General features: G+C 60.1%; 29 protein-coding genes and 2 pseudogenes. 19 read left to right on the forward strand and 12 right to left on the reverse strand.

Annotated features, from left to right (window positions below):
• Positions 1-3: 3 nt before the first annotated feature.
• Genes arsH through arsJ form a run of 3 tightly spaced genes read left to right on the forward strand, consistent with a single transcriptional unit; the run spans position 4 to position 2,980 of the window.
• Entirely contained in the window at positions 4-720 is a 717-nt protein-coding gene (gene arsH / locus B2790_RS02945; protein ID WP_286918224.1) for an arsenical resistance protein ArsH, read from the forward strand.
• Positions 721-742: 22 nt separating this feature from the next.
• The gene (locus B2790_RS02950) at positions 743-1,747 is read left to right on the forward strand and encodes an ArsJ-associated glyceraldehyde-3-phosphate dehydrogenase (protein ID WP_286918226.1); all 1,005 of its coding nucleotides are present in this window, start codon (positions 743-745) and stop codon (positions 1,745-1,747) included.
• A gap of 9 nt (positions 1,748-1,756) precedes the next feature.
• On the forward strand, positions 1,757-2,980 hold the full coding sequence (arsJ, locus tag B2790_RS02955) for an organoarsenical effux MFS transporter ArsJ (protein WP_286918227.1): 1,224 nt from the start codon (positions 1,757-1,759) through the stop codon (positions 2,978-2,980).
• A gap of 124 nt (positions 2,981-3,104) precedes the next feature.
• Here arsJ and B2790_RS02960 read toward each other — a convergent pair.
• Positions 3,105-3,236 (reverse strand): annotated as a pseudogene (locus B2790_RS02960) (zinc-binding dehydrogenase); the annotation flags it as partial.
• On the opposite strand from B2790_RS02960, the pseudogene B2790_RS02965 reads away from it, so the two are divergent.
• A pseudogene (locus tag B2790_RS02965) lies at positions 3,234-3,815 on the forward strand (substrate binding domain-containing protein); the annotation flags it as partial. The pseudogenes B2790_RS02960 and B2790_RS02965 sit on opposite strands and share 3 nt — an antisense overlap.
• A gap of 99 nt (positions 3,816-3,914) precedes the next feature.
• On the opposite strand, the gene B2790_RS02970 reads toward B2790_RS02965, so the two are convergent.
• Entirely contained in the window at positions 3,915-4,766 is an 852-nt protein-coding gene (locus B2790_RS02970) for a LysR family transcriptional regulator (RefSeq protein WP_013972220.1), read from the reverse strand.
• A 110-nt stretch (positions 4,767-4,876) separates the two neighbouring features.
• Here B2790_RS02970 and B2790_RS02975 point away from each other — a divergent pair, with 110 nt between their 5' ends.
• Positions 4,877-5,257 (forward strand): cupin domain-containing protein, encoded by a 381-nt coding sequence (locus B2790_RS02975; RefSeq protein WP_003256754.1) that lies wholly within the window; start codon positions 4,877-4,879, stop codon positions 5,255-5,257.
• A gap of 92 nt (positions 5,258-5,349) precedes the next feature.
• On the opposite strand, the gene B2790_RS02980 is transcribed toward B2790_RS02975, so the two are convergent.
• Entirely contained in the window at positions 5,350-6,561 is a 1,212-nt protein-coding gene (locus B2790_RS02980; RefSeq protein ID WP_013972218.1) for a M24 family metallopeptidase, read from the reverse strand.
• A 199-nt stretch (positions 6,562-6,760) separates the two neighbouring features.
• Positions 6,761-7,315, reverse strand: a complete 555-nt coding sequence (locus B2790_RS02985) for a hypothetical protein (RefSeq protein ID WP_280044798.1) — start codon at positions 7,313-7,315, stop codon at positions 6,761-6,763.
• 340 nt (positions 7,316-7,655) lie between these two features.
• Between B2790_RS02985 and B2790_RS02990 the strand changes: the two genes are divergently transcribed.
• The 3 genes from B2790_RS02990 to B2790_RS03000 all read left to right on the forward strand — a co-directional run bounded on the left by B2790_RS02990 (position 7,656) and on the right by B2790_RS03000 (position 11,138).
• The gene (locus B2790_RS02990) at positions 7,656-8,429 is read left to right on the forward strand and encodes a creatininase (protein WP_013972216.1); all 774 of its coding nucleotides are present in this window, start codon (positions 7,656-7,658) and stop codon (positions 8,427-8,429) included.
• 83 nt (positions 8,430-8,512) lie between these two features.
• A complete protein-coding gene (gene gabP, locus B2790_RS02995; protein ID WP_013972215.1) occupies positions 8,513-9,898 on the forward strand; it encodes a GABA permease in 1,386 nt (461 codons plus the stop codon).
• A 223-nt stretch (positions 9,899-10,121) separates the two neighbouring features.
• A complete protein-coding gene (locus tag B2790_RS03000) occupies positions 10,122-11,138 on the forward strand; it encodes a GlxA family transcriptional regulator (protein WP_015270069.1) in 1,017 nt (338 codons plus the stop codon).
• A gap of 120 nt (positions 11,139-11,258) precedes the next feature.
• On the opposite strand, the gene grxC is transcribed toward B2790_RS03000, so the two are convergent.
• Complete coding sequence (gene grxC, locus B2790_RS03005) at positions 11,259-11,513, reverse strand: glutaredoxin 3 (protein ID WP_015270068.1); 255 nt, start codon at positions 11,511-11,513, stop codon at positions 11,259-11,261.
• Between the two features lie 13 nt (positions 11,514-11,526).
• Positions 11,527-12,045 carry a carboxymuconolactone decarboxylase family protein gene (locus B2790_RS03010; RefSeq protein WP_286918261.1) on the reverse strand — a complete coding sequence of 173 codons (519 nt, stop codon included), beginning with the start codon at positions 12,043-12,045 and terminating at the stop codon, positions 11,527-11,529.
• Positions 12,046-12,175: 130 nt separating this feature from the next.
• Between B2790_RS03010 and B2790_RS03015 the strand changes: the two genes are divergently transcribed.
• Positions 12,176-13,006 (forward strand): AraC family transcriptional regulator, encoded by an 831-nt coding sequence (locus tag B2790_RS03015; RefSeq protein WP_286918228.1) that lies wholly within the window; start codon positions 12,176-12,178, stop codon positions 13,004-13,006.
• A 48-nt stretch (positions 13,007-13,054) separates the two neighbouring features.
• On the opposite strand, the gene B2790_RS03020 is transcribed toward B2790_RS03015, so the two are convergent.
• Complete coding sequence (locus B2790_RS03020) at positions 13,055-13,540, reverse strand: glycine zipper domain-containing protein (protein ID WP_013972210.1); 486 nt, start codon at positions 13,538-13,540, stop codon at positions 13,055-13,057.
• 199 nt (positions 13,541-13,739) lie between these two features.
• Positions 13,740-14,435, reverse strand: coding sequence for a DUF2238 domain-containing protein (locus B2790_RS03025; RefSeq protein WP_286918229.1), 696 nt, complete (start codon positions 14,433-14,435; stop codon positions 13,740-13,742).
• Positions 14,436-14,653: 218 nt separating this feature from the next.
• Here B2790_RS03025 and B2790_RS03030 point away from each other — a divergent pair, with 218 nt between their 5' ends.
• Positions 14,654-15,853, forward strand: coding sequence for a zinc-dependent alcohol dehydrogenase (locus tag B2790_RS03030; RefSeq protein ID WP_013972208.1), 1,200 nt, complete (start codon positions 14,654-14,656; stop codon positions 15,851-15,853).
• Between the two features lie 296 nt (positions 15,854-16,149).
• Here the strand turns inward: B2790_RS03030 and B2790_RS03035 are convergent, their stop codons facing one another.
• On the reverse strand, positions 16,150-16,383 hold the full coding sequence (locus B2790_RS03035; RefSeq protein WP_004376302.1) for a PLDc N-terminal domain-containing protein: 234 nt from the start codon (positions 16,381-16,383) through the stop codon (positions 16,150-16,152).
• Between the two features lie 186 nt (positions 16,384-16,569).
• Between B2790_RS03035 and B2790_RS03040 the strand changes: the two genes are divergently transcribed.
• From B2790_RS03040 to B2790_RS03075, 8 genes are all read left to right on the forward strand, one after another.
• Complete coding sequence (locus B2790_RS03040; protein ID WP_013972207.1) at positions 16,570-17,073, forward strand: CinA family protein; 504 nt, start codon at positions 16,570-16,572, stop codon at positions 17,071-17,073.
• Positions 17,074-17,121: 48 nt separating this feature from the next.
• Positions 17,122-17,628 (forward strand): hypothetical protein, encoded by a 507-nt coding sequence (locus tag B2790_RS03045; RefSeq protein WP_286918231.1) that lies wholly within the window; start codon positions 17,122-17,124, stop codon positions 17,626-17,628.
• A 9-nt stretch (positions 17,629-17,637) separates the two neighbouring features.
• Positions 17,638-18,081 (forward strand): DUF421 domain-containing protein, encoded by a 444-nt coding sequence (locus B2790_RS03050; protein ID WP_286918232.1) that lies wholly within the window; start codon positions 17,638-17,640, stop codon positions 18,079-18,081.
• Positions 18,082-18,229: 148 nt separating this feature from the next.
• On the forward strand, positions 18,230-18,694 hold the full coding sequence (locus B2790_RS03055) for a hemerythrin domain-containing protein (protein ID WP_286918233.1): 465 nt from the start codon (positions 18,230-18,232) through the stop codon (positions 18,692-18,694).
• A complete protein-coding gene (locus B2790_RS03060) occupies positions 18,694-18,939 on the forward strand; it encodes a hypothetical protein (RefSeq protein ID WP_025339513.1) in 246 nt (81 codons plus the stop codon). The genes B2790_RS03055 and B2790_RS03060 overlap by 1 nt, the downstream gene beginning before the upstream one ends.
• A gap of 45 nt (positions 18,940-18,984) precedes the next feature.
• Positions 18,985-19,122, forward strand: a complete 138-nt coding sequence (locus B2790_RS03065; RefSeq protein ID WP_274119966.1) for a hypothetical protein — start codon at positions 18,985-18,987, stop codon at positions 19,120-19,122.
• 86 nt (positions 19,123-19,208) lie between these two features.
• Positions 19,209-20,318 (forward strand): mechanosensitive ion channel family protein, encoded by a 1,110-nt coding sequence (locus B2790_RS03070; RefSeq protein ID WP_274078456.1) that lies wholly within the window; start codon positions 19,209-19,211, stop codon positions 20,316-20,318.
• Between the two features lie 107 nt (positions 20,319-20,425).
• Positions 20,426-20,761 (forward strand): hypothetical protein, encoded by a 336-nt coding sequence (locus tag B2790_RS03075; protein ID WP_274078457.1) that lies wholly within the window; start codon positions 20,426-20,428, stop codon positions 20,759-20,761.
• An 18-nt stretch (positions 20,762-20,779) separates the two neighbouring features.
• Here B2790_RS03075 and xth read toward each other — a convergent pair whose 3' ends face one another.
• Both xth and B2790_RS03085 read right to left on the reverse strand, forming a co-directional pair.
• A complete protein-coding gene (gene xth, locus B2790_RS03080) occupies positions 20,780-21,574 on the reverse strand; it encodes an exodeoxyribonuclease III (RefSeq protein WP_025339516.1) in 795 nt (264 codons plus the stop codon).
• Positions 21,571-21,813 (reverse strand): hypothetical protein, encoded by a 243-nt coding sequence (locus B2790_RS03085; RefSeq protein WP_274078458.1) that lies wholly within the window; start codon positions 21,811-21,813, stop codon positions 21,571-21,573. The genes xth and B2790_RS03085 overlap by 4 nt, the downstream gene beginning before the upstream one ends.
• A gap of 42 nt (positions 21,814-21,855) precedes the next feature.
• Here B2790_RS03085 and B2790_RS03090 point away from each other — a divergent pair, with 42 nt between their 5' ends.
• The gene (locus B2790_RS03090; protein ID WP_286918234.1) at positions 21,856-22,005 is read left to right on the forward strand and encodes a hypothetical protein; all 150 of its coding nucleotides are present in this window, start codon (positions 21,856-21,858) and stop codon (positions 22,003-22,005) included.
• 352 nt (positions 22,006-22,357) lie between these two features.
• On the opposite strand, the gene B2790_RS03095 is transcribed toward B2790_RS03090, so the two are convergent.
• On the reverse strand, positions 22,358-22,972 hold the full coding sequence (locus B2790_RS03095; RefSeq protein WP_038409376.1) for a hypothetical protein: 615 nt from the start codon (positions 22,970-22,972) through the stop codon (positions 22,358-22,360).
• Between the last annotated feature and the right edge of the window lie 167 nt (positions 22,973-23,139).

Consider the following 23,139-nt stretch of genomic DNA (forward strand, 5'->3'; position numbering starts at 1 on the left):
ACCATGACCGAACACCACATTCCCAACATCGACAACGACCTGGTCGATGTGCCGACAGCCGAGAAACTGGCGATCGCGCAGCAGTCCACCCACAAGCCTCGCATCCTGCTGCTGTACGGCTCGACCCGCGAACGCTCCTTCAGCCGCCTGCTGACCGAAGAAGCCGCCCGGCTGCTGGAGCACTTCGGTGCCGAGACGCGAATCTTCAACCCGTCCGGGCTGCCATTGGCGGATGACGCGCCGGATGACCATCCGATGGTCAAGGAGTTGCACGACCTGGTGCTGTGGTCGGAAGGCATGGTCTGGTGCTCCCCGGAACGTCATGGCGCGATGACTGGTGTGTTCAAGTCGCAGATCGACTGGATCCCCCTGAGCATGGGCGCCGTACGGCCGACCCAGGGCAAGACCCTCGCGGTCATGCAGGTATGCGGCGGTTCGCAGTCGTTCAACGTGGTCAACCAGTTGCGCGTGCTTGGGCGCTGGATGCGCATGTTCACCATCCCCAACCAGTCGTCCGTACCCAAGGCCTACCTGGAGTTCGACGAAACGGGCCGCATGAAACCGTCCCCGTACTACGACCGTGTCGTCGATGTCATGGAAGAGCTGGTGAAGTTCACCCTGCTGTTGCGCGACCGCGCCGACTACCTGGTCGATCGCTACTCCGAGCGCAAGGAGTCGGCCGAGGAACTGTCCAGGCGTGTCAATCAACGATCCATCTGAATCACAACTCGAGAACAAGACCATGGCAATCAAAGTAGGCATCAATGGGTTTGGCCGTATCGGTCGCCTGGCGCTGCGCGCGTCCTGGGGCTGGCCGGAATTCGAATTCGTCCAGATCAATGACCCGGCCGGCGACGCCGAGACCCACGCCCACCTGATCAACTTCGATTCGGTCCACGGCCGCTGGCAGCGTGAAGCCGGGGCAGAAGGCGACTCGGTGGTGATCGAGGGCAAGCGCATCAAGGTCACCGCGAACAAGGCCATCGCCGACACCGATTGGTCGGGCTGCGATCTGGTCATCGAAGCCAGCGGCAAGATGAAGTCGGTAGCGGTGCTCCAGGCCTATCTGGATCAGGGCGTCAAACGTGTGGTCGTCTGCGCTCCAGTAAAGGAGAAAGGCGCGCTGAACGTGGTGATGGGCGTCAACCAGCACCTGTTCGACCCGGCGCAGCACCGTATCGTCACCGCCGCTTCCTGCACCACCAATTGCCTGGCCCCGGTGGTCAAGGTGATTCACGAGAACCTGGGCATCCGCCACGGCTCGATCACCACCATCCACGACCTGACCAATACCCAGAGCATCCTCGATACGCCACACAAGGACCTGCGTCGTGCCCGTGCCTCGGGCATGAGCCTGATCCCGACCACCACAGGCTCGGCCACCGCAATCGCCGAGATCTTCCCTGAGCTGCGCGGCAAGCTGAATGGTCACGCTGTGCGTGTACCGCTGGCCAACGCCTCGCTCACCGACTGCGTGTTCGAGGTGGAGCGTGAGACGACGGTTGACGAGGTCAATGCGCTGCTGCAAGCCGCTGCCGAAGGGCCGCTCAAGGACATCCTGGGCTACGAAGAACGCCCTCTGGTATCCATCGACTACCGCACCGATCCACGGTCTTCGATCATCGACGCGCTGTCCACCATGGTGGTCAATGGCACCCAGGTGAAGATCTACGCCTGGTACGACAACGAGTGGGGCTACGCCAACCGTGCAGCTGAACTGGCACGCTTGGTCGGCACGGCGGAGTAACCGGCGATCATGAAGGCGTTGTCAGCCCTGTCTGCGGAAGTGCGTCAGTACCTGCTGGTTACCGGCAACTACTGGGCCTTCACTCTCACCGACGGCGCATTGCGCATGCTGGTGGTACTGCACTTCCATTCGCTGGGCTACACGCCGCTGCAGATCGCGGCGCTGTTCCTGTTCTATGAAGTGTTCGGCGTGATCACCAACCTGGTGGGCGGCTACCTCGGCGCCCGCCTGGGGCTCAACCGCACCATGAACATCGGCCTGGGCATGCAGGTGCTGGCCTTGCTGATGCTCACGGTGCCGGCAGCCTGGCTGACAGTGCCCTGGGTGATGGCGGCACAGGCGCTGTCCGGCATCGCCAAGGACCTGAACAAGATGAGCGCCAAGAGCTCCATCAAGCTTCTGGTGCCGGACAGCCAGCAAGGCACCCTGTACAAGTGGGTAGCCATTCTCACAGGTTCAAAAAACGCGCTCAAAGGCGTGGGCTTCTTCCTTGGTAGTGCCCTGCTCGCCCTGCTCGGCTTCACCCTGGCGGTGCTGGCCATGGCGGCGGTACTGGCATTGATCTGGATCGGCAGCCTGATCCTGCTGAAGAAAGACCTGGGCAAGGCCAAGGCCAAACCGAAGTTCCGCGACATGCTGTCCAAGAGCCGGGCCATCAACATTCTCTCGGCCGCACGGCTGTTTCTCTTTGGCGCCCGTGACGTCTGGTTCGTCGTGGCTTTGCCGGTATATCTGAGCACGGCTTTTGGCTGGGACTTCTGGCTGGTCGGCGGCTTCCTGGCTGCATGGATAATCGGCTACGGCATCGTCCAGTCGCTTGCCCCCCACATCACTGGCAAGAAACGCGGCCAGGTGCCCGACGGTCGCGCGGCTTTCATCTGGGCGATCGCCCTTGCCGGGCTGCCGGCGCTCATCGCCGTGGGCCTGTCGGCAGGCTGGTCGGCCCAGGTGATGGTGCTTGGCGGGCTGATGCTGTTCGGCGTGCTGTTCGCCGTGAATTCGTCACTGCATAGCTACCTGATCGTCAGCTATGCCAAGGAAGACGGGGTATCGCTGGATGTGGGCTTCTACTACATGTCCAACGCGCTAGGGCGGCTGGTCGGTACGCTGCTTTCCGGCTGGGTATTCCAGGCTTACGGGTTGGAGGCCTGCCTGTGGATCTCCACAGTATTTGTTCTGCTGGCAGCACTGATATCGTGTGCATTGCCAAAGCATGCCAGCGATTGCAATTGACCCACTCAGCGTGTGCCATAGAATCGCGTCCCCCGAAATCTGCTCTCCAGCACGACAAAGTCAGGGGGCCGCTCGATAAAGCGGCCCCCATCGGCGGATACCATGGCGTTCAACGTTCTCGGTTCTATTCGCTCAACAACTGGATGATTGTCTTGCCCTTGGCGCGGCCTTCTGCGACCTGGCGGAAGGCGTCGTTTACCTCGTCCAGTGCGAACCGTTGCCGATCCACCCGGATCGTCAGTTGCCCCGCATCTGCCCGCCTCTGATCGGGACTTTTCTGCAGCGCTATCCCGATGTGCGGCTTGACCTCCGGCTGAACGATCACAACGAAGACCTGCTCATGGAGGACATAGATGTGGCGATCCGGATAGGCGTAGTGAAAAACGAGGGCCTGGTGGCGGTACCGCTCGGCAACACCCTGCGGCAGGTATACGCCTCGCCTGCCTATCTGGAACGCCACGGCCTGCCACTGGAGCCTGGCGAACTGGCAAACCACAACTGCATCGGCTTCACGTTGCTGGAGCAATACGATCGCTGGCGCTTCACACGGGGGTCGGACGCGTTCGATATCGCCATCACAGGCAACGTCACCAGCAACAGCAGCGAGGCCATTCGGGAAATGGTGCTGTGCGGTTTGGGCATCTCCCTCTCCCCACAATGGCTTTTCAAAGCAGACGTTGAACGCGGCAGCGTGCTAAGCGTGCTTGACGATTACAAAGCCACGGCACTGCCCGTCAGCGCGGTGTTCAGCCGCGAGCGGCGACATTCGGCACGGGCGATGGCCTTCATCGACTTTCTGCGCGAGCACCTGCACGGTCTTGCGCAAGAGCCGTAGGCCTGCGTCAGTCGGGTGCACAGGCGTGGAGCAACGTCAACAAACAATCTGGCACTGCTCATTTGGACCGGCTTCGCAGTGATGAGAAACGCAGCCGTCTCAGCGCTTGAAATGTTCCCGGATAATGTCCGCGAGGCCAGAAACGGAACGACTGGCATCCTCGACCGTCTGCAACCGCACGGCGAACGCGGGCAGTGTTGGTAACCCACATTCAGGTGCAGCCAGGCTGATATCTTCAGGAACGAGACTTTGCAGCCATGGCGTAACCGCCAGCCCGTTGCGAACCATGGTCAACGTGGTATCGACCGACGCATTTTCAAATACCACCTTTGCCACGATACCTGCTTCGCCAAGACACCGGAAAACGGTGTCGCGAAAGGCGCAATTCGCCGTCAGGAAGCACAGAGCCAATGGGCGCCGTGCCGATGCAGTCTCGTTGCCCAGCCACACCAGCTGATCAACAGCCAGGCGTTCGCCCAACTCGACATCAACCGGGCCTTGGCTGAGCACCAGATCGAGTTCGCCCGTGGCGAACACCTGGTCGAGGTCCACGGACGAAGCACTGAAGATCTTTACCTCGGCCTTGGGGAAGGCATCACCGAACGCCTTCAGCACGGGAGCAAGCGGCGCGCCGGCCATATCGAACGGGAGCCCGAGACGCACCGGGGCGTCTGATTCCCTGGCCCCGACACTGGCGCAAAATGCATCATGCATCCGCAGCAGGCGACGAGCGTCAGGCAACAACGACCTCCCCTGCCAGGTCAGGCTACTGCCTTGAGTGTCACGCATCAGCAATGGGCAGCCGAGGAATGCCTCCAACCGCTTGATTCGCTGGCTGACAGCCCCTTGTGTCAGGTGCAGGCCTACCGATGCAACACTCATGCTTCCGGTATCCGCCACTTCGACAAAGGCCCTGAGCAGCGCCAGATCAAGGGTGTGGTTCTTGTTCATGCCAGGCCATTAGCAGTGTTAATACCGGTATTGTAATTCGTCGATACGCAAAAGCCACGCGCCGCTCTAGATTGCAAGCCTCAGACTGACTTGCAGAAGGAAGTACGCGCATGATCAACACGGTGGACAGCATCAACCTGCAACATGAACTGGATACGCTGACCGGATACTGGAAGCCCAAGGTCATCGGCCGCGTCAACAACCATTTCATCAAGATTGCGAAATTGAAAGGCGCGTTCGTCTGGCATGCCCATGAACATGAAGACGAAATGTTTACGGTGGTCTCTGGCACGCTTCGCATCGAGCTCGAAAGCCGCACCATTGTCCTGAACGCAGGAGAATTCTGCGTGATTCCAAAGCAAATGCGACACCGGCCGATTGCCGAGGAAGAATGTGCGGTCATGCTGATCGAAACGGATACCACCCTCCACACCGGTGCAGAGACTTCATCACTCACGGTTTCGATAGAGGAGCAGTTATATCCGGCGTAACTCAGTCAACCGCGGTTCACGCCTTCAGGCGCACCGCGCAAATCGCCGGTGCAGGGAGAAAGCCGCACAGGGTGACTGTGCGGCGGGTTCAATCACTTTTTGATGATGTTGTGTTCCGGACCGTACGGGAACTTGGTGATGTTTTCACTACCGTGCTCATTGACGATCAGGATGTCGTGTTCACGGTAACCGCCAGCTCCCGGCAGGCCTTCGGGCAGCATGATCATCGGCTCGATCGACACCACCATACCCGGCTCGAGTACGGTGTCGATGTCCTCACGCAACTCCAGGCCTGCCTCGCGACCATAGTAATGGCTAAGCGTACCGAACGAGTGGCCGTAACCGAACGTACGGTATTGCAGCAGATCGTGCTCCAGGAAGATCTCGTTCAGCTGCAGCGCGATGTCGCTGCAACGCATGCCGGGCTTGACCAGTTCAAGGCCAGCCTCATGCACCTTGACGTTGACCTCCCACAGGCGCAGGTGCTCATCGGAACAGTGGTCCAGGAAAAGCGTACGCTCCAGTGCGGTGTAATAACCCGCGATCATTGGGAAGCAGTTGAGGCTGAGGATGTCGCCCTTGTTGACCTTGCGCGAGGTCACCGGGTTGTGGGCGCCGTCGGTATTGATGCCCGACTGGAACCAGGTCCAGGTATCCATCAGCTCGGAGTCCGGGTAGGTGCGGGCGATCTCACGCACCATCGCCTGGGTAGCGTGCAATGCCACTTCGTACTCAGGTACCTGGTCACGCAGGGCCTCCACCACTGCAGCGCCACCGATGTCGGCTACCCGGGCGCCCTGGCGGATGATCGCGTGTTCTTCAGCCGACTTGATCATGCGCATGCGCATGCACGGCGCGGCGATGTCCACCAGCTCGGCCTGCGGGTAACGGCTGGCCAGTTTGTCCCGGTTCATCAGGTTGAGGTGGTCGAACTCGATGCCGATGCGCCCGGCCTTGGGCAGTGCCTGCTGAATCGCGACAAAATAGTTATCACGCTGCCAGTCGGTGTAGATGATGTTGTCGGTACCGACCGTACGGCGCCATGGCTGGCCACCATCGATGTTGGCACTGATCGACACGACGGCTTCCTGAGTGACAACCAGTGCATAGGGGCGGCCAAACGAGCAGTACAGGAAGTCGCTGTAGTAGTTGATATTGTGGTAGGAGGTAAAGACCGCAGCATCGATATTGTTTTGTGCCAGGTAAGTGCGCAACTTGGACTGACGGTTGGCATATTCCTGTTGCGAGAACGTCGGTTTGACTTTTTCGCCGTTCTTGATCTGAATGGTTTTTGGCATTTGCATGTTTTTTATTCCTTGTAGTTAACAGCGGAGAAACTTGTTTATCGGTGCCACTGGTGACCATTCGACCAGATAAGCCGAATGCTTTTTTGCGCGAATCCGACCCGTAAATGACCAGATCCGTCGCCGTGCAAACGAGGCCAAACACCGCAAAGGCGACGCAGAATCCGAGGCGCCAGCGCAATCAACCGATAGTGAGGATTCAGTGGGGGCGGTGCGCGAACAAGCGCTCGAGAAGTTGCCGCGAAACGCCGATCAGCGTTGCCAGTTCGCTGACTCCAAGCAGGTGGGATGTAGACGGCGGGAACAAAGCCAGGGTCTTCTTGACCTGTTCCGAAACACTGGCCGGTGCATGCACACATTTGATCTGGCCGACAGGCAGGTCTGCGTAATCGTCAACGGTGGGCAACCACCACGTCATCTGTTTTGCCGCACAGCGCACCTTCGGCCCCGATACACGGTGGCGCAGATGCGGGGTGCCTGTGCGTGAACGCATTTCATCACCCGGGCAGACAATGAGTATATCCAGCGGTTTTGCCTGGCTCAGTTCCACGGTGGCCGTGGAAATACCGTTGCTGGCCTTCAACGGCCGGCCGCCAAGGCTGATGATCTGCCACTGGCACACTTCGCACCGGGCAATTTCATTGGCGATGCGCAACGGCTCCAATGCGGCGGCCAACGCATAGAAATCAAACCCTTCACTCAACAGGAAACCAATGCGCACTGTGCTTGCCAATGGCTGGCCCACTTCGGTCAATTGCTGCATGTACTACCTCCAACTTTACCCACGCAGCGTCTACTGCGAACAGTAATATTGTCCCGGTAGTTGCCTGGCCAGATATGTCAGATTTCGACCCCTAATTGCCAGGCAGAATGGGCAAGCAAATCAGTTCGTCCGACATGAACGTTTTCGCCGCCCCTGAACTCGTGAATCAACGCATGCCGTGACCTACGGGATAGAGCCACGGCAGCTTTTGTCAATTCCAGGTCGGAAACTGACAATTCCAGCCGATGGCGATCTGATCAAATTGGGACATCTGCTACTGCTGCAAACCGGACGAGCTTTTGCAATTACAAGAACATAGAGAGACCACCCGATGAACGATAGCGTTGTAATTGGCGAACTCACCTGGCCCGAGTACGCCCGGCGTGTTGCATCCGGCAGCCCGATATTCTTGCCTGTAGGCGCCCTGGAGCAACACGGCCACCACATGTGCATGGAAGTGGATGTACTGCTACCGACCGCGCTGTGCAAGGCCGTAGCGCGCAATGTCGACGGCCTGGTGCTCCCCGCATTGGCCTACGGCTACAAGTCGCAGCAAAAATCGGGCGGCGGAAACCACTTTCCCGGCACCACCAGCCTGGATGGCGCAACACTGACACATACAATCCAGGACATCATCAGGGAGCTGGCCCGGCACGGCGCGCGTCAGCTGGTGATGATGAACGGGCACTACGAGAACTCCATGTTCATCGTGGAAGGCATCGACCTGGCGCTGCGCGAACTCCGTTATGCCGGCATCACCGATTTCAAGGTCGTGGTCCTGTCCTACTGGGACTTCGTCAACGCGCCTGAGGTCATCCAGGAACTCTACCCTGACGGATTCCTCGGCTGGGACATTGAACACGGTGGCGTCTTCGAGACTTCGTTGATGCTGGCCCTGCACCCCGAGAAAGTCGACCTGACCCGTGCCGTCGATCATCCGCCAGCCACCTTCCCCCCCTACGATGTGTTCCCGATCATTGCCGAGCGCACGCCGGCGTGTGGAACCTTGTCATCGCCAAAAGGCGCCAGCCGCGAGAAAGGCGAACTGATTCTGCGTGTCTGCACCGAAGGCATCAGCAACGCTGTCCGCGAGGCATTCAGTTAAGCGCCGCAACACCGCATTGATCTACCAGAGCACGATTCGCATTAGCTGTTAACCCGCCATCTATAACAACAAGGGTAATGATAATGTCCAGCCATTCAACTCTGGCCCCCGGCCTCAAGCAGCGCCACGTCACCATGCTCTCGATAGCCGGCGCTATCGGTGCCGGCCTTTTCATCGGATCGGGGCATGCAATTGCAGCGGCCGGCCCAGCGGCCATCCTGGCCTACATCATGTCCGGCACACTGGTTGTGCTGGTCATGCGCATGCTCGGTGAAATGGCAGTTGCTTCCCCTGATACCGGTTCGTTTTCCACCTATGCCGAACGCGCAATGGGTCGTTCGGCCGGTTTTACCATTGGATGGTTGTACTGGTGGTTCTGGGTGCTGGTCATTCCCATCGAGGCAATTGCCGCAGCGGCAATCCTGCATGCCTGGTTCCCCGCGATCGAAACCTGGGAATTCGCACTGGCCGTTACTGCCCTGCTCACCTTGACCAACTTGTTCAGCGTTGCGCGCTACGGGGAGTTCGAGTTCTGGTTCGCCATGCTCAAGGTCATCGCCGTACTGGCCTTCATCGCCCTGGGTGCGCTGGCCCTGACCGGCGTGGTGCCAAACCTCAGCGTCAGTGGCGTGGCCAAGCTGAGCAACGACTTCGGCGGTTTCATGCCCAACGGCATGGCAGCGGTGATTGGCGCCATGCTGACCACGGTGTTCAGTTTCATGGGCACCGAAATCGTCACCATCGCCGCCGCAGAATCCAAGGACCCCTCCAGACAGATCACCCGCGCTACCAACTCGGTCGTGTGGCGCATGGGCATCTTCTACATCGTCTCGGTGTTCCTGATCGTCTCGATCGTGCCCTGGAACGACCCCATGCTGGTGCAGGTCGGCTCCTATCAGAGGGCCCTTGAGCTGATGAACATCCCTCACGCCAAGATGATCGTGGATGTCGTCGTGCTGATTGCCGTGGCCAGCTGCCTCAACTCGGCAATCTACACCGCATCGCGCATGGTCTACTCGCTGAGCAGACGTGGCGACGGCCCTGCCGTTCTCCAGCGCACCTCATCGGCCGGTGTGCCATTCGTCGCGGTCATGGCCAGCACCGCTGTAGGCTTCCTTACCACCGCGTTGAACTACTTTGCGCCGGACGAGGTGTTCTCCTTCCTGCTGGCGAGTTCCGGTGCCGTGGCACTGCTGGTCTACCTGGCCATCGCGGTATCGCAACTGATCCTGCGCAAGCAGATGGCTCGTCGAGGTGAGGTCATGGCCTTCAAGATGTGGTTGTTCCCCTGGCTGAGCTACTTGGTCGTCGCCTCCATCATCGGGATTCTGGCAATGATGCTGATCATGCCCGGCCACCGCATGGAAGTAATGACAACCGGCGCGCTGGCAATTGCCATCGTGTGCATGAGTTCGATCTTCTCGCCCAGGAAGCGCCCACTGCCCCGTGTCGCAACCAAATCGGCCTGAGGCTGGCTCAGCCGCTTCGCCCTGCGAAGGCTATGCGTTCGCAGGGTGTCGCCTTTTTGCGTCAAACTGCAAACAGGGGGCGAATATCGGCCAGTGCGCACCCTGTAGCCTGATTGCTGCGTGTAGTATGCCGCCGCAGGCTTGGAGCCCTTTTACACAAAAAATTGCCTGTATCGGGAGACAGGCGCTGAACACGTCATCTTGCATTGTAGGAGTCGTATTGATGGCTACGCCGAGATCCTCCCCGCTGGCCACGGGTTACCCTGTCGATGCCCCCACACCCAAGATCGTCGGGTTTCTGGTGATCCCCAATTTCACCACCATCGGGTTCGCCTCTGCGGTGGAGACCTTGCGCATGGCTAACCTTGCTGCGCGCAGGGCCATGTTCCAGACACTGATCATCGCCGCCGACATGGAGCCGGTGAGCGCCAGCAACGGCATGCGCATCCTGCCTGAATACACCATCAAGGATGCGCCCAAGCTGGACATGCTGTTTGTGGTAGGGCCAAACCCCATCGTCTCCGACCACAATACCCGCGCCATCCTGAACTGGCTGCGCAAGCTCGCCCATGACCAAGTGGCATTGGGTGGCATTTGCACGGGTAGCCATTTGTTGGCGCGTGCCAATCTGCTCACGGGTTACCGTTGCACCATCCACTGGGAAGATATCGAAGCGCTGAAAGAGCGCTTTCCCGGGATCATCATTTCCAGCCAGTTGTTTGAACTTGACCGTGACCGGTACACCAGCTCGGGTGGGGTGGCATCAATGGACATGTGCCTGCAACTGATCGCACGCGAACCCGGCGGGCGAGAGATTGCCGAACATGCGGCCGAATTGCTGTTGTGCGACCGCGTTCGCAGTTCGCAGGAACGCCAGCGCGTGCCCCTGCGACAGCGGCTAGGGACGTCCCAACCCAAGCTCAGCCAGGTAGTCAGCATCATGGAGGCCAATCTCGAAGACCCTGTGACCCTGGAGGAACTGGCGCAGTTGAACGACATCTCAGTTCGGCAGTTGGAGCGCCTGTTCCACAAGCATCTGCAAAGTACCCCTAGCCAGTACTACCTTGAATTACGCCTGTCGCGCGCCCGACAACTGTTACTGCACAGCGAATCGCAAGTACGGGATATCGCCCTTGCCTGTGGTTTCGTTTCGCCGGCGCATTTCTCCAAATGCTACAGCCGTTTCTTCGGCGTCTCTCCCATGGGTGAACGCAAGCAGGTTGCTGCGGCTCAGTGCTGATCATCGACGAGTGCAACGAAGCGTCGGTGAAACAGGGATCGCAAGTGACCGCTTTGAACCGTTAGCTGCCCTTGCCAAGGGCGGCTAACGGCCAAAGGCAAATATCGCTGAATCAGCCCTTCAGGCACTGAGCAGTGCTTCGAGCTCGCCCTTTTGATCGAGGCGTTTCAGATCATCAAAACCTCCCACATGGACACTCCCCACAAAGACCTGCGGCACGGTCCTGCGCCTGGATCGCAGCAGCATCTCGGCCAGATGGTTCGGCGAAGCCTCGATATCGATTTCCACGGCACTGACCCCCTTGTGCGCCAGCAGTCGCTTGGCGCTCACGCAGTAAGGGCAGTGTTGGGTGGTATAGATTGTCACCTGGTTCATGTCGGTTGCCCTCCTAGTGTGCCAACGGCGGGAAGTCGATATCGGTGGTGGAGATGTTGTTCAGGTAGTTGGTCAGGGTCAACAGCGTGACCTGTGCCACCACCTCCACGATCTTGCCATCGCTGAGACCAGCCTCGCGTGCTGCGGCGACCTGATCGTCATTCAATTGGCCGCGGCTTTCGGTGATCTGATGCGCCAGCGCGGCGACCGCGCTGAGCGTGCCACTACGCGCCTGGCTAATGGCCTCATCGCTCAAGCCGGCTTTGGCACCAAAAAAGCTGTGTGCGGCCAGGCAATAGTCGCAACCATTGATTTCCGAGGTGGCAAGCGCAACCACTTCACGCTCCGCGGCGCTCAGTGAGCTCTTGCCCAGAGCCTGGGCGAGGCCCAGGTATCCATTGAGAGCGGCTGGGGAGTGAGCCAGGGTCTTGAAGGCGTTGGGTATGAAACCAAGGCCTTTCTGAATGCCTTCAAGGGCAGTGCGCGAGCCAGCAGGGGCCTGGTCCAGCGAGAGAGCAGCGATACGAGTCATGGTAGTTTCTCCAGTAGGGTGATTAACCAGCTTGTCGATCAAGCCTGGAGTCAATACTAGGGAAGACGACTATCCTTTCGGCTTCAGATCGTCGAATCTATGCAACCGATCGTCCAAACCTGAGCGCCCCATGGACCGACTATCGACACTGCTCAAGCACTTCAACCTGCATGCGTCTACCTTCCACCACGGTGATTTTTGTGGAACGACCCGCTTTCATGGGCAGCAAAGTTCCGGCCACGCGCACCTGCTTCGTTCGGGTCGCCTGACCTTCAGTGACAAACGTGGTCAGCTCATGGAGCTGGCGGAGCCAAGCCTGATACTTGCGGTACGTCCGCAGGAGCATCAGTTGCTGGCGATCGAAGCAGACGAAGCGGAGTTGGTGTGCGCCACCTTGCAGTTCGATGGTGGCGCCAACAATCCGCTGACCCAGGCCTTGCCGGACTTCATCATCAAGCCGTTGCGCGAATTGCAGGGCCTCGATGGCACCCTCGAATGGCTGTTCGAAGAAGCCTTCGGCGACGAGTGTGGACGGGATGTCATTCTCAATCGGCTGTTCGAGTTGATGGTGATTCAGCTACTTCGCCATCTGATCGCCAGCCGCAGCATTGCTTCGGGGATGATGGCCGGGCTGGCCAATGCACAGCTGTCCCGTGCGCTCGTGGGTATCCATAACGAGCCACAGCACAATTGGACCGTGGCAGAGTTGGCTGACCGCTCAGGCATGTCGCGCGCGAGCTTTGCTGCGCACTTTCGCGAGACCGTGGGCATCACCCCTGCCGATTACCTGGCGAACTGGCGAATCAGCCTTGCCCAGAAACGGCTGCGCGAAGGCCGCCCCATCGCCCTGATTGCCGATGAGGTCGGCTACGAAAGCCCGTCTGCGTTGGCCCGCACCTTTCGCCGCAAGGTGGGTGCAAGCCCGAGGGAGTGGCTACAGCAGAGCACGCATGATGCCTAGCCGAGTGACAGCTGCGGCCAGCCCGGCGATGGGCCAGTAACGCGGGGATCAGTCGTCGTAGCGGTGATTGTTGCGCCAGCCATAATGATGGCCACGGTCGTGGCGGTGACGGCGCCAGCCCCGGTCGTCGTCATCGTCGTCATAATCCCGGTAGCGATGCCCGCTCTCGTCATCGTATTCCCGGCCCATGTGGTTGCCCAAGGCACCACCCACACCGCCACCGGCTGCTGCGCCGATCATGCTGCCAGTGGTGCCGCCCATCTTGCGACCCACCACGTTGCCGCCAGCTGCACCCAGTGCGCCGCCAATGGCCGCCTCGCCACGGCTGTGCTTGTCGGCACCCACCGCACCACCGGCCGCGCCACCCAGGCCGGCGCCGATTGCCGAGCCGGTGCTGCCGCCGATCGACTGACCGACTACCGAGCCCAATACTCCACCCAATGCGCCACCTATACCTGCTCCGGTATTGCCGCCTGCCGACGCAACGCCGCTAAGCAGGCCAAGTGACAACAACAGAATCGAGGAGTACTTCATTTGTGAAAGCCTCAGAGGGATACGGAGGCGATCCTGAGGCTCTGGACAGGGGCTTACAATGGAAATCCGACGAGTGACACGACTTGGAAAAATTCTCCAAGTTATTGTTTTCCCGATGGAAACTTAAGGGTTTTTCAACGGTCACAGGCTGATTGCAAAAAGCCTTTCCAGTGGTGGAGAAGCCTTTTATTTCTACCCGTCACCCGTGCTCCCCCTCCAAACTCACTACCCTTCTGCCCCAGACCTTGCTTGCCCCAAACCGCTGGATCAACAAGGTGACAAGTGCACCAAGCAAAGCCAGGGCCATGTCCTTTTGTGCATCCCAAGGGTCTTGCTGGGTCGCGAGAAAGGCTTGTGCCTGGTCATCACCCAGGTATTGGCCACCTATCCACTCCAGCAGCTCGTACAGCGCCGATGTGGCAAGGACGAAGGAAACGGTACACAACGCCAACCAACCACCTCGCAACCGGGCCTGGCGCTGGAGCAGCTCCCTGATCGGCAGGACGAACAAAAGGCCGTAACTCAGATGCACCAGACGATCGAACTGGTTGCGCTGCCAGCCCATCCAGGCATTCAGAGAGTGGTCGGTAAGCGCACGCAGCCAAGCGTCATAGGGGACTTTGGCATAGGTAAAATGCGCTCCTAGCTCGTGAATCGCCAGCATCACCACGATTGCCAGGTAAGCATGCCGAGAAAAGCGCCAATAACGGCTGGTCGCAGCCAAGGTGAGCAGAAGCGCCAGCGGCAAAACGTTTTCGAGCCACCAATCCGCACGATCAAGCGGCGCAACCCCCGAGGCAAGCATCAGCAACATGGCAGATGTCAGCAAGCCCGCGGCTTGGCGTGGCGTGGCCGAAGGGGCAAAGCTTGTTTGCAATGCTGGATTCCTGTTCATGGTTTTACGCTCGGCTTGAGCACGGTTGAGCCTCGCAGGGCAGCTAAAGTTTCCTCCGGGCGCCGGCTTCACCTGTTGCCATGTCACCTCAACGACAGTTCTTCATGATGTTGGTGGGGCCAGTAGCACTGAAAATTACCGATGGATGATTCCACCTGAACTTTACCTCCCTCCTTGGCTTCCCCTGCATAGACCACCCGGCCCCAGGAGATGAACCAATGAGAGCACTGACATACCACGGAACCCAGGACGTCAGGGTCGACAATGTCCCCGACCCACTTATCCAGGACGAGGACGATATAATCCTCCGGGTCACCGCTACCGCCATCTGCGGCTCCGACCTGCACCTCTACCATGGCAAGATTCCACAGACCGAGCCGGGAGATATCTTCGGCCACGAGTTCATGGGTATCGTCGAGGATACCGGCCGCGGGGTAACCAACCTGCAGGTCGGTGACCGCGTGGTGATTCCCTTCGTGATCGCCTGCGGCAGCTGTTTCTTCTGCCAACTCGACCAGTTCGCCGCTTGCGAAACGACCAACACCGGCCGGGGTGCAATCATCAACAAGAAAGGCATCCCGCCAGGGGCCGCGCTATTCGGATATAGCCATCTGTATGGCGGCGTGCCCGGTGGCCAGGCGGATTTCGTGCGGGTGCCCAAGGCCAACGTCGGCCCATTCAAGGTGCCTACCGCCCTGCCGGACGACAAGGTGCTGTTCCTCTCGGATATCCTGCCCACAGCCTGGCAGGCCGTCACCAATGCGCAGGTCGGCTCAGGCTCGACAGTTGCGATTTATGGCGCCGGGCCGGTCGGCCTGCTGAGCGCAGCCTGCGCGCGCATGCTGGGCGCCCAGACGATCTTCATGGTCGACGACAATGACTACCGCCTGGCGTTTGCCCGCGATGCCTACGGCGTGGTGCCGATCAACTTCGAGCAGGATGACGATCCGGCCGACACCATCATCCGCCTGACCCCCGGCATGCGCGGCGTGGACGCCGTCATCGATGCGGTCGGTTTCGAGGCCAAGGGCAGTACCACCGAAACGGTACTGACCACTCTGAAGATCGAGAGCAGCAGCGGCAAGGCGCTGCGCCAGAGTATCGCCGCGGTGCGCCGAGGCGGCGTGGTCAGCGTGCCTGGGGTCTATGCGGGTTTTATCCACGCCTTCATGTTTGGTGATGCCTTCGACAAGGGCCTGACGTTCAAGATGGGCCAGACCCACGTGCAGAAGTTCCTTCCTGAACTGCTCGAACATATCGAGGCCGGGCGTCTGGAGCCGGAACTCATCGTCACCCACCGTCTGGCCCTGGAAGAAGCGGCTTTGGGTTACAAGTTGTTCGACCAGAAACAGGACGACTGTCGCAAGGTCATCCTCGTGCCGGGCGCTGCTGCCGGTACATTGGGACCTGACCATTAGCAGGGACCTGTGGGAGCGGCTTTAGCCGCGAACACCGGCGCAGCCGGTGCCATGCACCGCGTTGGATTCTTCGCGGCTAAAGCCGCTCCCACAGGTTACGCGGACCGCTTGCGAATTCAGTTCTTCCAGCCGACCCGCTCAACGCTTGCGTTGCGTTTCATCACGAGCTGTTTTCTGCGCAGTGGAATCATGGGACGTGCCAGTTGACCCATCAGGACGCTGCGCATCATTGTCCCGTTCCTCTTCACCTCGGGTTCCGCTGCGAGGTGCCTCCGATCCTTTCTTCATCTCCCCTCCTACCCCTTGCTATGTTCAGGCGACGACGGCCCGGTACCGCGTTTGATCCCACGCGGCCCAAGCACGCCCCAGATGGCCAGGCCGACAATGGGCAACGCCAACAGCAACAGTGCCCACATCGCCTTCGTCACGTCGCTCTTGTCACTGCGGAAAACACTGACGATGGCCCACAGATCGAGCAACACGATGATCGCTGCAACAGCGATCCAGAAATATGTCACAGGCTCGGTCATGATCGCTTCTCCTCTGTTAGTCCGGCCGCAGCGCGAGGCCCGCACCGCCGCCCTCCTACCTAGAGGAAGCCGGCAAACGGAACAAAGTTCAGGAAGCTTTCCCCACCCTTGATGGGTGGCACACAAGCAATGAACCAATCCCGCAGGAAACACGTCCACCAAAAAACAACGCACGAGTGACCGGCCATGACGACCGACCCCGTACTCGAGGCCCTTGATTACCTCAAGGCCCACAAGCTGGTACTGACCACCGCAGAATCCTGCACGGCCGGTGCCATGGTTGCGCTGTTGGCAGCAGTGCCGGGGACCGGCGAGGTTCTGGAAAGCGGCTACGTGGTGTACTCGCCAAGCGCCAAGAAACGCCTGCTCGGCGTCAGCCCACAGACTATCGAACGCTACGGCCTGACCAGCGAGGCGGTAGCCTGGGAGATGGCCCTCGGCGCATTGAAAGACAGCGACGCCACCGTCGCCATCGCCAGCACGGGTGTCGCCGGGCCACAGCCGCAGGATGGCATCGCCCCGGGCACTGTGTGCTTTGCCTGGGCCTTTGCCGGCGAGCCTTTGGCGGTATTCACACGCAGCCAGCGCTTTTTTGGCGAGCGCGCGGATGTAATCCGCCAGGGCGCGCTGTACGGGTTGTCGCACCTGGCCCATTACCACCAACGCTGGCTGCGCGGTGAGCGCGCCTGAGGGGCTACGTAAGGGGCTACGTGAGAGGCTACGTGAGAGGCTGCAAGCATGGACGAAGACGAGTTGGCTTCAAGGCATCACCCCGTCGAGGAAGACATGCGCATGCAGCAGCGGGTCTGGCGATTCGAACGGGTCGGATGGTACGCGCTGGTGCTGGTCGTGCTGCTGGGCCTGGCCGGGCTGTTCGGCAACGGTCCGCTCAGTGACGCCCAGGTCATGAGCGACGACGGCCGGGTGCATGTGGAGTATCAGCGCCTCAGCCGCAGCGGCACCACCGACAACCTGCGCATCACGGTTCGCGGCAATGCCGGGGAGCCTGTGATGTTGCTGCTCGGGGGGACCTTGCTACACGAAGCCAGCATCGAAACGCTGCAGCCAGAGCCGCAAGTATCGCTTTCCCATGGCAGGTCGCTCCTGCTCCAGCTTGGCACCAGCAAAGAGGGTATCGCCACCCTCTACCTGACCCTGCGCAGCGAACATGTCGGCACTCTCGAAGGTGTTGTCAGCGCCGGCCCAGGCAGCGCAGTGCGTTTCTCCACCTTTCTCTACCCGTAGGAGCGCGACATGGACTCCATTCTTCGTGCGACCGGCATGTACATCGCGCTGATGCTGCTGTTTCGCGTGGCTGGCAGGCGCTCGCTGGCAGAACTCACCACCTTCGACTTCGTCCTGCTGCTGATCATCGGCGAAGCAACCCAGCAGGCACTGCTCGGCGAGGACTTCTCGTTCACCAACGCCATGCTGGTGATCGCCACGCTGATCGTCCTGGATGTCGGCCTGTCGCTGGCCAAGCTCAACTCCAAGCGCCTGGCCCGGCTGGTTGATGGCCACGCGACACTGGTCGTGGATCACGGGCGCTTTCTCCACCACCGAATGCGGCGGGCACGGCTGACCGAAGACGACATTCTCGAGTCCGCCCGGGACAGCCAGGGAATCGAAAGCGTCGGGCAGATCAAGATCGCCATCGTCGAGCGCAACGGCAAGATCTCGATCATTCCGCAGGAGTGACCCTGCCTGGCCGGCGCAACCCGCGCGGATTCCGGTGAGAGCCGCCTTTCGCGACAGCAGTACGCTGATCATCCGCTTTGAACCTTGGCGCGCGGCCCCTACTCCATCGAAGGCAATCGTGATTTTTTCAGCCCCGAAGAGGTGTCGCATGAACGCTATCGATTTGTTGATCCAGGACCATGAGCTGGTGAAGAAGCTGCTGGAGGAACTCTCCTCCACCACTGAGCGCGCAGTGAAGAAGCGCGCCGAGTTGCTCGAACGCATCAAGCAGGAGGTAAGCATCCATACCGCCCTGGAAGAAGAAATCCTGTACCCGGCCATCAAGCAGGCCGGCGGCAAGGAAGAAGCGAAGATGTACTACGAAGCCAAGGAGGAACACCGCACCGTGGACTCCCTGGTGCTGCCAGACCTGCTGCAGACCGAGACCGGCACCGTCGAGTTCGCCGGGCGGGTCAAAGTGATGAAGGAACTGCTGGAACACCATATCGAGGAAGAAGAAAGCGAGCTGTTCCCGACCGCCCGCAAGCTGCTGGGCAAGCAGGAACTGGATGAGCTCGGCCAGGCCATGGAAGCGCAGAAGAAACTGCTCAAGGGCGAACAGCGTGCCGCGTGATGGAGGCCTGGATCGACTTTCTTGAATGGCCCGCCATGGTCCTGACGGTACTTGCCGCCTGGTGCATCGGCTCACGGCGCCCAGGCCGGCGCAAGCTGGGTTTCTGCTGCTTCATTGCCAGCAACGTGCTGTGGGCCGCCTGGGGGTGGCAGGCGCAAGCCTGGGCGCTGATCCTCCTCCAGGGCTGCCTGTGCGCCATGAACCTGCGAGGCTGGAAGAAAAACACTGCCGTGGAGTCGGGCTGAAAGCCCGGTTTCATGCCTGAAAGCCCAACGGCGAGGAGCCAGACCATGATCGAACCCAACACACCCGATCCGTACGTGGACGAAGTACCCCACAACCCAGGCGAGCCTGTGCCTGAACAGGAGCAGGAAGCGCCCGACTGGCCCGAAGGCCAGGTGCCGCCGGAGGAGCAGTCCGACGGCTGAGGCTCACCTAACGAGTGGCGTTGCCTGCTTCGCCGGCAATGCCGCTCCCCCAGTCACCCAATCCTGCGCAAGGAGGCAAGTGTCTCATGAGTGATCGCATCATCGCCTTGTTCACCGATACCACACTGTTCGGAGTTTCCGTTCTCAATTTGTTGCTGGCACTGACGGTAGCGCTGCTGACATTCCTCGTGGCGCGGGCGGCCATCAGTTTCATGCTGCATCGGGTCAGGCGCTGGTCCGAGCATGACGGCGCGCTCAGCCAGGTGCTGGCCAAGGTGCTCGCCGGGACCAGCAATTTTCTGCTGTTCCTTGCCTCGCTGCTGGTGGGCCTGAGCATGCTCGACCTGCCCGAGCGCTGGCTGACCCGGGTCGGTAGCCTGTGGTTCGTGGTCGCGGCATTGCAGATCGGGCTGTGGGCCAACCGCGCCATCGGCCTGGGCCTGAGTCGCTACTTCGCCCGGCAGCGCACCGACGGCTTGAACCAGGGCAGCGCGCTGGCCACGCTGTCGGCATGGGGCGCGCGGGTGCTGTTGTGGTCAGTGGTGCTGCTGGCGATGCTGTCCAACCTGGGCGTGAACATCACCGCCTTCGTCGCCAGCCTGGGGGTAGGCGGTATCGCCGTTGCACTGGCCGTGCAGAACATCCTCGGCGACCTGTTCGCCTCGCTATCCATCGCCGTCGACAAGCCGTTCGAGGTGGGCGACTTCATCGTCATCGGCCCCCTGGCCGGCACGGTGGAGCACGTGGGGCTGAAGACCACACGCATCCGCAGCCTGGGCGGCGAGCAGATCGTCATGGCCAACGCCAGCATGATCAGCAGCACCATCCAGAACTACAAGCGCCTGCAGGAACGACGGATCGTGTTCGAGTTCGGCCTGTCCTACGACACGCCAACCGAGGCCGTGAAGAAAGCACCCGCCATTGTCGAGGAAGCGATCAAGGCACAGCAGCAGGTGCGCTTCGACCGTGCCCACCTGCGCGGCTTCGGCAAGGAGGCGCTGGAATTCGAGTGCGTGTATATCGTCAAGGACCCCGGCTACAACCTGTACATGGACATCCAGCAAGCGATCAATTTCCACCTGCTCGAGCGCTTCTCGAAGGTGGGTGCAAAATTCGCCGTACCGGTACGCGCGATCAAGGTCACGGCCTTGCCAGAGGAATCGAAGCGCGGGCCTCAAAGTATTCACGTGGGGTAACCCGCCCCCGTGCATGTCAGCGCTCGAAGCATTCCGTCGCTTTCACGGCACGGCCGTGGGTAATGCAGGCCGAACAGAAGGTGACCAACCCGCAACGGAGTATCGCCATGAAGATCATGAAGCCTCATTCGTTACTGCTCGCGCTGTACCTGGGGGTCAGCGCACCTGTGGTGCTGGCAGCCACCGACCTGAACGATCAGCGTGCTCCTGGCACGCAGCCGCATGACAGTGGGCACATGAACGGCCAAGGCGGAGCGACCGGCTCCGGCACGCCTGCGGATGCCATGGGGTCGGGCTCTGGCGGCACCGATAGCAATGATACTGACAATACCGGTGGCGATGGCACTACCGACCGATCGGGTAGTGACAGCAATGGATCGGAACGCGGCAACGGGACAGGAAGCTCCGGTGGTTCGGGCTCCAGCGGTAGTTCCGGTAGTTGAAGGTTCGCGCGAACTGCCCTATGGCCGACGACGCGTGCTCAGCTCGATCCAGACTGGTGCATGGTCGCTGGCCTTGGGTTCGTTACGCACCCAGGCATCGACACCAGCCCGCTTCAGGTAAGGCGCGAGCTCGGGGTTGAGCAGCAGGTGGTCGATACGCAACCCGGCGTTGCGGGCCCAGTGGTTGCGGAAATAATCCCAAAAGGTATAGATGCGTTCGTCCGGATACAGATGACGAATGGCATCGACCCAGCCTTGATTCAGCAGTTTCTGGTAGCACGCACGTGATTCGGGCTGCAGCAGCGCATCCTTCATCCAGGAGCGCGTGTTGTAGATATCCATGTCGGTAGGCACCACATTGAAATCACCCGCCAGCACCGCGGGATGACCACTGTCATGCAGCCCTTTCACATGGGCGATCAGGCTTTCGAACCAGCGGAGCTTGTAATCGAATTTCGGCCCCGGTTGCGGGTTGCCGTTCGGCAGATACAGGCATGCCACCAGCACGCCCTGCACCGCTGCCTCGAGGTAGCGGCTCTGGTTGTCGTCCTCCATGCCAGGCAGGCCACGACGTACTTCCAGCGGTTCGCTGCCCCGCGCCAGAATGGCCACGCCATTCCACGAAGGCTGCCCTTGGTAGAGGCAACCATAACCCGCCGCTTCGAGCGCCTGGCGAGGAAACTGCTGATCCGCCGCCTTGAGTTCCTGCAGGCAGGCGATGTCGGGCTTTTCCCGCTCCAGCCAAGCCAGCAGTGCCGGCAGCCGGCTACGAATGCCGTTGATGTTGAACGTGGCAATCTTCAGCGCTTTCATGCGTCGGGGTCGCTGACGTGGGCCTGCACGGCATCTTCCACAGCACGCACATGGGCGTCATCGGCCAATGCCTTGAGTGCCAGCCAGTCGTCCCAATCGATGGCGCCATCGTCACGCAAAGCCTCGGCGGTGCGCAGCAGTTCATGGTGGTAGGCATCCGGCGACTCACGGCGGTAACTGATGTCGTCGTACTGGGCGTACCAGGCCTCGAGCTCAGGGATACTGCGTTCAATGCTCATAAGGGAGCCCTCACGGTGTCCTTTGCATTAAGAGCCTCAACCATGCAGCGACGTTCAAATCCGAGTATCGAGTCGCGAACGGAAATCACCATCGCCACCACGCTGCAAGGAGCGCAAAAAACCAATGCAGGCGGCCTGCCGCCTGACGATGGGCAACTGCTACCGGCGATATTTCTATTGGGTCGCGCCTGACCCGTCAGCGGATGGGGCTGGTTTGCAATCTTGGTAGAAGTGGAAGTCCTGAAATTTCTCGACTGCCTGTTCCGGCCCCTTCGCGGGCACGCCCGCTCCTACAGGGTACGCGTACTGTTTGCGGATTCAGTTCTCTACGCGACAGCGCAGCCCAAAGGACCGGGCGATATCCCACAGAACTGCGCGGGACCTTGTGGGAGCGGGCGCGCCCGCGAAGAGGCCAGATCAGGCGACACATCACTTCGGGCCTTTACCAACCGCCAGCCGAACCGCCCAGAGGCTGCGCATGAAACGAGCTCGCCGCGAACCAGGTTTCCCGGTTCGCGGCGTAATTGAAGCGTTACTCAGGCAATCAGGTAGGAATGCCTGCCAGTCGCCAGACAGGCGCCGGAACCGGTTCGGCCTGGCTGCGTTTGCGTGCCCACTGGGTCAGGGCAGCCATCATGGCAAAGCCAAGCAGGATCAATACCGGATAAGCCAGCAGCAACTCGGTCAGCGAGTATTTCCAGGCCAGTGGCCGGCCAACGCCCAGCATCGCCGCATACAACCAGGACACACCCGACAGTGCGCCGGAGAACAGTGCGAACATCCGCACGCCAAAATTAAGGTCCAGCAAGTTGCCCGCTTTGAGCAGGGCAGGCAATACATAACGATGCAACAGCATGCCATTGAAGGTCAGCAACATGACAATAATGACCTTCGCTTGAAGTTTCGGATTGGCAAAATAGTTCATACCTTTATCAAGGTAGTCAATTCCAATCACTGCGGCGCCCGTGAGCCACAAGAATATCAGGGCATTGGCCACGGACTTCTGCAAGCTCGTCATATGCTTACTGTCATGCCCGGCCTCTTTATGACCTTTCAACAAGTTCCTGACCATCTCGGCGTCACTGGCGAATACCAGGCCAATGGCAATGCAACAGGCCAGTAAATGAACGTAAATCACCGACAACCGCACCAGCTCCATGGATTCTTTCTGCCCGAACAGGCTAATAATTGTATTAATCTCCACGACGTTTTCTCCACGTAATGCGTTAGCGCTAGATGACCTTGCAATAGGCGTGCGAACGATTTAATCGCAGCGGCAAAGCCAAATTCGAATCGTTAAATGAAAAAGCAGATCATTATTCAATA

Source organism: Pseudomonas sp. UBA6753 (assembly GCF_002453565.1).
Taxonomy (GTDB): Bacteria; Pseudomonadota; Gammaproteobacteria; order Pseudomonadales; family Pseudomonadaceae; genus Aquipseudomonas; species Aquipseudomonas putida_Z.